The 8,679-nt window shown below is 74.6% G+C and carries 10 protein-coding genes; 6 read left to right on the top strand and 4 right to left on the bottom strand.

The annotated features are described in order from the left end of the window. Positions 1-882: hypothetical protein (locus tag AB0H81_RS42170; protein ID WP_358387322.1), on the bottom strand; the 882-nt coding region annotated here is incomplete at its 3' end. A 92-nt stretch (positions 883-974) separates the two neighbouring features. Between AB0H81_RS42170 and AB0H81_RS42175 the strand changes: the two genes are divergently transcribed. Then, the gene (locus tag AB0H81_RS42175; RefSeq protein ID WP_358387324.1) at positions 975-1,598 is read left to right on the top strand and encodes a MerR family transcriptional regulator; all 624 of its coding nucleotides are present in this window, start codon (positions 975-977) and stop codon (positions 1,596-1,598) included. A 15-nt stretch (positions 1,599-1,613) separates the two neighbouring features. Here AB0H81_RS42175 and AB0H81_RS42180 read toward each other — a convergent pair whose 3' ends face one another. Continuing rightward, positions 1,614-2,243, bottom strand: a complete 630-nt coding sequence (locus tag AB0H81_RS42180; RefSeq protein ID WP_358387327.1) for a TIGR03085 family metal-binding protein — start codon at positions 2,241-2,243, stop codon at positions 1,614-1,616. A 118-nt stretch (positions 2,244-2,361) separates the two neighbouring features. Here AB0H81_RS42180 and AB0H81_RS42185 point away from each other — a divergent pair, with 118 nt between their 5' ends. Then, positions 2,362-4,221 (top strand): ABC transporter ATP-binding protein, encoded by a 1,860-nt coding sequence (locus tag AB0H81_RS42185; protein ID WP_358387346.1) that lies wholly within the window; start codon positions 2,362-2,364, stop codon positions 4,219-4,221. Further along, positions 4,218-6,005 (top strand): ABC transporter ATP-binding protein, encoded by a 1,788-nt coding sequence (locus AB0H81_RS42190; RefSeq protein ID WP_358387329.1) that lies wholly within the window; start codon positions 4,218-4,220, stop codon positions 6,003-6,005. The genes AB0H81_RS42185 and AB0H81_RS42190 overlap by 4 nt, the downstream gene beginning before the upstream one ends. A 46-nt stretch (positions 6,006-6,051) precedes the next feature. Here AB0H81_RS42190 and AB0H81_RS42195 read toward each other — a convergent pair whose 3' ends face one another. Together AB0H81_RS42195 and AB0H81_RS42200 are read right to left on the bottom strand one after the other, a co-directional pair. Continuing rightward, complete coding sequence (locus AB0H81_RS42195; protein ID WP_358387332.1) at positions 6,052-6,423, bottom strand: ATP-binding protein; 372 nt, start codon at positions 6,421-6,423, stop codon at positions 6,052-6,054. A gap of 10 nt (positions 6,424-6,433) precedes the next feature. Continuing rightward, on the bottom strand, positions 6,434-7,267 hold the full coding sequence (locus AB0H81_RS42200) for an MEDS domain-containing protein (RefSeq protein WP_358387334.1): 834 nt from the start codon (positions 7,265-7,267) through the stop codon (positions 6,434-6,436). Between the two features lie 197 nt (positions 7,268-7,464). Between AB0H81_RS42200 and AB0H81_RS42205 the strand changes: the two genes are divergently transcribed. From AB0H81_RS42205 to AB0H81_RS42215, 3 genes are all read left to right on the top strand, one after another. Further along, positions 7,465-7,800, top strand: a complete 336-nt coding sequence (locus AB0H81_RS42205) for an STAS domain-containing protein (protein ID WP_358387337.1) — start codon at positions 7,465-7,467, stop codon at positions 7,798-7,800. A gap of 50 nt (positions 7,801-7,850) precedes the next feature. After that, complete coding sequence (gene hisI, locus AB0H81_RS42210; protein ID WP_358387340.1) at positions 7,851-8,201, top strand: phosphoribosyl-AMP cyclohydrolase; 351 nt, start codon at positions 7,851-7,853, stop codon at positions 8,199-8,201. Next, a partial coding sequence (locus tag AB0H81_RS42215) for a Trp biosynthesis-associated membrane protein (RefSeq protein ID WP_358387343.1) occupies positions 8,198-8,679 on the top strand: 482 nt, incomplete at its 3' end. The genes hisI and AB0H81_RS42215, both read left to right, overlap by 4 nt.

Below are 8,679 nucleotides of genomic sequence, written 5' to 3' on the forward strand. Positions count from 1 at the left end.
CGACCTGCTGGAGACCACCGGGGAGGCACGCGAGCAGCTGCGCGCCAACACGGCCCGCTTCCGCGGCGAGATGACCCGCAACGGGTTCGACATCCCCGCCTGCCACAGCACCAGCCCGAACACGCCCGCGTACACGACGCCGGCCGTGATCGTCAGGCCCTGCCGTACGCGCTCGGGGGCGAGGACGGGGAAGCGGCGGGAAAGGGCCGCGAGGGCGAGGGGCAGCAGCGGCAGGAGCTGGAGGGCGTGCATGCCGACGAAGTGCGGCACTCGCAGGTCGCCGGCGACGGTGCTCCAGCCGAGCAGCGGCAGGCCGGGCCCGCCGTCGGGGGCGGAGACGGTGTGGGCCCCGATGACGCCGCCCGCGACGCTCTGGCCGGGACGCGGGCCGAGCATGAGGCCGCCGGTCGCGATCCCCAGCGTGGAGATCACCAGCCCGAAGCGGACCGCCCAGGTGGAGGGCCCGTCGGCCTGGCGGTCGAGCAGGACGGCGATCGCGGCGACGATGTTCGCCACCATCAGGCTGATGATCATGACCCCCATGACGCTGAACAGGGCGGCGTCGAACGGCGTGGCGGCGTTGAAGTGGCTGCGGTGGGCACGGGCGGCCTGGAAGGTGATGAGCGCGACCTCGGCGACCCCCGCCACGGCGAGGACGGTGCCGGCCAGGCGCCCCCAGCGGCGCTCGCGGCGCTGTAACGACAGCAGCCAGGCCCAGGTGAAGGAGTAGACCGCGACGGACATGGCGAACTTGAGCGGCTTGGCCCAGACGGGCATGCCGTCGAGCGTGCGGTCGTCCAGGACGAGCGCCACGGCGGTCATCACGGCGAGGGCGGACATGAGCCCCGTCGAGACCATCAGCGGGCGATGCCAGCGCAACATGGCGCCTCCTTGGTGGATAGCGGATAGTGCTACTTACTACTATCTATAGCTAAACTCTCCACTGTCCACAAGAGGGGAGTCACAAGGTGCGCATGGCCGAGCTGAGTGCGGACACGGGAGTGCCCGTCCCGACGATCAAGTACTACCTGCGGGAGGGGCTGCTGCCCCCGGGCCGGCCGGTGGGCCGCAACCAGGCCGACTACGGCCCCGCGCACGTCCGGCGGCTCAAGCTGGTCCGCGCGCTGGCCGAGTACGGCGGCCTGAGCATCGCCGCCATCGGCGAACTGGTCCGGCACCTGGACGACCCGGAGGTCAGCGGCAACAACCTGCTGGGGCTGGGCCAGCTCACGGTCACCGCCCGCCAGGAGCCGCAGCCGGGGCCGCACGTGGAGCGGGCGCGGCGGGTGCTCGACGAGCTGTGCGCGCGCCGGGGGTGGAAGGACATGCGTGAGCACCCCTCGTACGCCGCGCTGGTCGGCGTCCTGGCGAGCCTGGAGGACCTCGGCCGCGAGGACATGCTCGGCGCGCTGCCCGACTACGCCGAGGCGGCCGAGCGGATCGCGGAGGCCGACATGAGGGTCGTCGGCGACCTGGACGACCGGGAGCGGGCGCTGGAGGTGGTGGTGCTCGGCACGCTGGTGGGCGACACGCTGCTCACCGGGCTGCGCCGCCTCGCCCAGGCGAACGTCGCCCTGCGCGTCTACGGCGGTGACTGACCGCCGCGCCCCGCCCTAGATGCCGAGGTGGGCGCCCTTGAGGCGGGAGATCGCCTCGGGGGCGCCCGTGAGCTCCACCCGCGCGTGCTCCTGCCGCCCGAAGCAGAACAGCAGCAGCTCCGGCGCCGGCCCGGTGACCTCCACCTTGGGGCCGATCCTCGGGCCGCCGAGCGCCACGCCGCCACCCGTCCGGTGCAGCACCACGCCCACCGGCGCGCGGCGCAGCATGAGCCTCCCGCCGGCCGACACGCGCTTCCACATGAGCCGGTCGAGGTCCTCGGGCATCGCGCGCGGCTCCCACTCCGGCTGGGCCCGGCGCACGTCCTCGTGGTGGACGAACATCTCCAGCGTGTTGACCGCGTCGTCCAGGAACGGCAGCAGCCCGTAGACGCCGCCCGGCCTGCGCACCAGCCCGACCAGCTCGGGGTACGGATGGCGGGCCTTCAGGGCCTCCTGGACCGAGGCGGTGTGGCCCGCCAGCGGCTTGAGCGCGATGCCCGCCATCGCGTCGGGCCGGCGCTCGCGCAGCACGAGATGGGCGGCGAGGTCGTAGGTGGACCACCCGTCACAGAGGGTCGGGGCGTCGGGGCCCAGCCGGTCGAGCAGGTCGCACAGGGCCGCGCGTTCGCCGCGAGCGTGAGTCACGCTCTCAACCTTACCCATGGGGAATAACGTAATGATCCGGAGTGATTGGGACTTACGGACATAGCAGTCGCGACGGAAGGAAACCCATCGAGTGGCCAGCAAGGTGACCTCGGCCGTCATGCGTCAGGGAATGCGCGTCCTCGGGGTGGCGATCCGCGCGGAGAAGGCGGTGTTCACCTCGGCCGTCCTGGCCAGCGCCGTGTACGGAGGCATGACCGTGGGCTCCGCCTGGGCGCTCGGCTGGGCCACCGAGCACGTCGTGCTGCCCGCCTTCTCCACCGGCTCCGCGACCGCGGGCGCCCTGTGGACCGGCGTGCTGCTGATCATGGGCGCGGCGCTGCTCAAGTCGATCGGCGTCGCCGGCCGGCGCATCCTGGCCGGGCTCATGCAGTACCGCATGCAGGCCCGCTCCCGCCGCGAGGTGACCAAGCAGTACCTGCGGCTGCCGCTCGCCTGGCACCACCGGCATCCGACCGGCCAGCTCCTGTCGAACGCCAGCTCCGACGCCGAGGCCGCCTGGGCGCCGCTCGCGCCGCTGCCCATGGCCGTGGGCGTCGTCGTCATGCTCGTCACCGCGGCCGTCGCGATGGTCCTCACCGACCCGGCGCTCGCCGCCGTGGGCTTCCTGATCTTCCCGGCCATCGCCGTGCTCAACCTCGTCTACCAGCGCCGGCTCAGCCCGCTCGCGACCCGCGCCCAGCAGTTGCGCGCCGAGGTCAGCGAGATCGCGCACGAGAGCTTCGACGGCGCCCTCGTCGTCAAGACCCTCGGCAGGGAGGAGCTGGAGACCGACCGGTTCCGGCGGCGGGCTGAGGAACTGCGCGACGCGAACATCGCCGTCGGCCGGGTGCGCGGCCTGTTCGACCCGATGCTGGAGGCGCTGCCCACGCTGGGCGTGCTCGCCGTGCTCGGCGTCGGCGCCGCGCGGCTCGCGTCCGGCTCCATCGACCCGGGCGAGCTCGTGCAGGTCGCCTACCTGTTCACCCTGCTCGCCTTCCCCATCAGGGCGCTCGGCTGGGTGCTCGCCGAGCTGCCGCGCAGCGTGGTCGGCTGGGAGCGGGTGCGGGCCGTGCTGGAGGCGAGCGGCTCCATGGAGTACGGCCGGACCGCCCCGCCCCCGACGTCGGACCCGGCCCGGCTGGAGGCCTCGGGCGTGTCCTACTCCTACGGCGCCGGCCCGGACGCCGCCGCCGTGCTCCACGACGTCTCCTTCGGGGTGGAGCCGGGGCGCACCGTCGCGCTGGTCGGCCCGACCGGCTCCGGCAAGTCGACGCTGGTGCAGCTCCTCGTCCGGCTCGTGGACCCGGCGGACGGGCACGTGCTGCTCGACGACGTGGACCTGCGCGAGCTGCCGTACGGCGCCGTCGCCGAGTCGGTCGCGCTGGTGCCGCAGCAGACGTTCCTGTTCGACGACACCGTGCGCGGCAACATCACCCTCGGCCTGCCCATCGGCGACGAGGACGTGTGGGCGGCCCTGCGCCTGGCGCAGGCCGACGGGTTCGTGGCCCGCCTGGAGCACGGCCTCGACACGCGGGTGGGGGAGCGGGGCGCCACCCTGTCGGGCGGCCAGCGGCAGCGGCTCGCGCTGGCCCGCGCGGTCGCCCGCAGACCGCGTCTGCTCATCCTCGACGACGCCACCTCCAGCGTGGACCCGCAGGTCGAGGCGCGCATCCTGCACGGCCTGCGCGACGCGGCCGCCGCCTCCAGCGTGGTGGTCGTCGCCTACCGGATGGCCACGATCGCCCTCGCCGACGAGGTCGTCTACCTCGACCGGGGCCGCGTCGTGGACCGCGGGACGCACGACGAGCTGCTCGCGCGCTGCGCCGGCTACCGCAACCTGGTCACCGCCTACGAGCGCGAGGAGGCCGAGCGCGCCGCCCTCTCGGCCGAGGAGGAGGCCGCCCGCGGGGCGGCCGGGCAGGAAGCAGCCGAGCGGGCCGCGGTCGCGGCCGCCGAGGAAGAGGGGATCAACGCGTGAGCGACGTCCGGGGGATCGGCGCCAGTGCCGAACGCTCCGCGCTGGCCACCATCCGCCGCGGGCTGTCCCTGACGCCCGAGTTCCGCAAGGGGCTCGCCGGGACGCTCGCCCTCGCGGTGGTGGCCACGGCCGGCAAGGTCATCGTGCCGATCGCGGTGCAGCAGACCATCGACACGGGCCTGAAGGACTCCTCGCCCGACGTCGGGTACGTCACCCGTGCCGTCCTGCTGTGCGCGGCGGCCGTCGTGCTGACCGCCCTGGCCGGCTACGTCATGAACGTCCGCCTCTACAAGGCGACCGAGTCGTCGCTGGCCACCCTGCGCGTGCGCGGCTTCCGCCACGTCCACGACCTGTCGGTGCTCACCCAGAACACCGAGCGGCGCGGCGCGCTGGTCTCCCGCGTCACCAACGACGTGGACCAGATCAGCACGTTCATGCAGTGGGGCGGGCTGATGATCATCGTGGCGCTCGGCCAGCTCCTCGTGGCCAGCGTGCTGATGTTCGTCTACTCCTGGCAGCTCACGCTGCTCGTGTGGGCGTGCTTCCTGCCGCTGATGATCGCCCTGCCGCGCTTCCAGCGGTGGCTGTCGGGCGCGTACACCTCGGTCCGCGAGCGCACCGGCGACATGCTCGCCGCCGTCAGCGAGTCCGTCGTCGGCGCCGCCGTCATCCGCGCGTACGCGGCGGAGCGGCGCACCGCCGAGCGCGTCGACAAGGCCGTGGACGCCAACAAGGCGGCCCAGACCCGGGCGCAGACCATCGTCGGCTTCGTCTTCCCGCTGACCGAGATCGTCGCCGCCCTCGCGATCTCCGGGATCGTGCTGCTCGGCGTCAGGCTCGGCCTGTCCGGCGACATCACGGCCGGGCGGCTGGTGGCATTCCTGTTCCTCGTGACGCTGTTCGTCTCCCCGCTCCAGACCGCCACCGAGGTGCTCAACGAGGCCCAGAACGCCGTGGCCGGCTGGCGGCGCATCCTCGGGGTGCTCGACACGCCGCCCGACGTCGCCGACCCGGGCGCCGAGGGCGTGGAGCTGCCCCGCGGCCCCATCTCCGTCGCCTTCGAGGGCGTCCACTTCGCCTACCCCGGCGGCCCGCCCGTGCTGCGCGAGGTGACGGCCGTGATCCCGCCGCGCTCCCGCGTGGCCGTGGTGGGGGAGACCGGGTCCGGCAAGACCACGTTCGCCAAGCTGCTCACCCGGCTCATGGACCCCGTCTCCGGCCGCGTCACCGTCGACGGGCACGACCTGCGCGGCGTGCGTTTCTCGTCGCTGCGCGAGCGCATCGTGATGGTGCCGCAGGACGGATTCCTGTTCGACGGCACCCTGGAGGACAACGTCCGCTACGGCCGGCCGTCCGCCACCCGCGAGGAGATCGAGCTGGCCATGACCGAGCTGGGCCTGGCCGACTGGGTGGACGGCCTGCCCGCCGGGCTCGCCACGCCCGTGGGGCAGCGCGGCGAGTCGCTGTCGGCGGGCGAGCGCCAGCTCGTCGCCCTGGCCCGCGCCTACCTCGCCGACCCCGACCTGCTGCTGCTCGACGAGGCCACCTCCGCCGTGGACCCGGCCACGGAGGTGCGCCTCGCCCGGGCGCTGGAGGGCGTCACGCGCGGCCGTACGGCCATCTCCATCGCGCACCGGCTCTCGACGGCGGAGAACGCCGACGAGGTGCTGGTCTTCGACGGCGGCCGGCTGGTCCAGCGCGGCCCGCACGAGCAGCTCGTCCGGGAGGACGACGGCGTCTACGCGGCCCTGCACGCCTCCTGGGTGTCCGCCGCCCGCTCCTGACCCCTTGAAGACCTCAGGGCCTGGAGGGCCGGGCGCCGGCACGCGCTCAGCCCGTGCAGGTGGAGAACGTCACGCTGGTCCCGGCGGGTGTGGAGACGATGGTCACGTGGTCGCAGAGCAGCCGGGTCAGCCACAGCCCCCGGCCGCCCGTGTCGTAACGCGACGGCGTCCGCTCCGACCCCATCCACCCCGGCGGCAGGCCCGGCCCGTCGTCGGTCACCTCGCACCACAGCCGCCCGTCCAGCGACCACAGGCGCAGCCGGCCGCTGCCGCCGCCGTGCAGCACCGCGTTCGTGGTGATCTCGTTGACCGCGAGCACGAAGTCCTCCAGCCGGCGGCCCGCCAGTCCCTCCGCCGCGGCGAACTCCGCCACCGCGCGCCGCACCACGGTGATGCGGCCCCGCGCGAAGCTCCGCACCAGCGCCGGCCTACCCATCGGCACCCCGGCGGACCGTCAGCAGCGCGTCGGCCCGCACCAGCCGCAGCACCCGCGCCACGGCCTCCCCGCACACCACGACCGTGGGACGGCCCTGCCGGGCCAGCGCCGTCGCCGCGAGGAGCTGCGCCGACCCGGCGTCGATGAACCCCATCGCCGTCACGTCGAGGACCACCTCGCCGGGCTCGCGCTCCAGCGGCGCCAGCACCGAGGCCAGCGCCTGCCGGTTGGTCAGGTCCACGTCCCCCGACAGCCGCAGCCCCGGCGGCCGGGACGTCACGGCGTAGCGCAACGCCGCACGCTCCGGCGCGATCGGGTGGACGGACGCCGCCCGTTCCACCGCCTCGCCGGAGAACAGCCGCAGGTCGTACTGGCACACCGACGCCAGCCGCCGTTCGCCGAACAGCGGGTTGGAGACCGCCTCGCACGTCGTCTGCCGCGCCGGGTCGCCGGCCCCCCACGCGGCGTCCACCAGCGCGTACAGACCGGCGTGGCCGTCCTCCCCGGCCCGCTCGACCGCGGCGCTCAGTCCCTTGAGCACCCGGCTCGGGTCCGGCCGCCGGCCGGTCAGGGTGGTGCCGCCGGCCGGCCGGATCACGACCCGGCCCTCCGCCTCGGCCCGCGCCAGCCCCGGCACGGCCGGGGCCAGCCAGGCCCTGGTCTCCTCGGGCGTGCGGGCGCAGGTGACGATGAGCACCCGGGCGCCGCGCCGCAGGCCGTTCGCGGTGAACAGCCGCGTGGCCGCGATCCGCTCGCCCTCGCCCGCGAACGGCAGGCACACATGGTCACCCAGTTCCGGGTCCAGGACGGACCCCGCGACGTCCATCACGACCCTCCCCGGTGCCCCCTCCGGGCCCCGTCTCCCGCGGCCCGCTCCTCGCGCCGCCGCCGACGACCGTACCCGGCCAGGCGTGATCACGTAGTGCATTCTTCAACGAACCCAGGGTGACGAGCCGCCGAACCCGGTACGGTACTGGACACGGGACCGGCCCGCGGGGCCGGCGGGCGTCACGGGGAGCGGGCGTGGACGTGCTGCGGATGACGCGGCGCAGGCACGGCGACCTGATGGTCGTCAGCCTCGCCGGAGAGGTCGACGTCGACAACGCGGGGCGGATGCGCACCTGCCTCGACGAGTCGGCCAGAGCGCGAGGTTCCCGGCTGGTCGTCGACCTGAGCGCGCTGACGTTCATCGACACGACCGGGCTCGGCGTGCTCGTCCGGGTCCGCGCCGACCTGCGCGCGCGCGAGGGCAGCATCGCCCTCGTCGCGCCCGGCGGCCAGGTGCTGCGCCGGCTGCGCCGCACCAACCTGGCGCCGCTGTTCCCCATCTACGCCACGCTCTCCCAGGCTCTCGCCTGACCGGGCGCTCCGGTGCGGCGGGCGGTCACCGCGGCTGGTTGAATGGCGGCATGTCCCTCGACCCGAAGGTCGCCGAGCGGCTCAAGCGCAACGGCGACGGGCTGGTGCCCGCGATCGTCCAGCAGCACGACACGGGCGAGGTCCTCATGCTCGCCTGGATGGACGACGAGGCGCTGCACCGCACCCTCACGACCGGCAGGGCGACCTACTGGTCGCGCAGCCGTTCCGAGTACTGGGTCAAGGGCGCGACCTCGGGCAACGTCCAGCACGTCAAGGCGGTGTCGCTCGACTGCGACGGCGACACGCTGCTGGTCCAGGTCGACCAGGTGGGCGCCGCCTGCCACACGGGCGACCGCACCTGCTTCGACGCCGATCCGCTGGAGGTGTCGGCCGCGCCATGACCGGCCCGCACGACGAGAAGCGGCCGGACGGCGTCGGAGCCGCGCGGCCGGCGGGGCGCGGGCGCGAGCTGTGGACGTGGGTGGGGCTGACGGCGCTCGGCTGCGCCCTGGTGCTGTTCGCCGCGACCCGCGCCTGGATCACCGTGCGCTCCGGGCACCCCGTGGGCGTGCCGGGCGGCGCGGGAGCCGACCCGGCGGCGCCCACGGGCGGCGAGCTGGCCCCCGTGCTGACGCCCCTCGCGCTGGCCGGTCTCGCGGGCGTGGTGGCGGCGCTGGCCTCGAAGGGGCTCACGCGCCGCGTGGTGGGGGCGCTGCTGACCCTGTGCGGGCTGGGCGCCGGGCTCGCCTCCTGGCTGGCGGTCGCCGGTGACGCCCCGGCGACCTGGCTGCGCGAGCACGACGCGCTGCGCGCCCTCGGCTCGCTCACGTGGGACGTCGTGGCGGCCTGGCCCGTGATGTCCGGGCTCGGCGCGGCGCT

It is taken from the genome of Nonomuraea sp. NPDC050691, assembly GCF_040654455.1.
Classification (GTDB): Bacteria; Actinomycetota; Actinomycetes; order Streptosporangiales; family Streptosporangiaceae; genus Nonomuraea.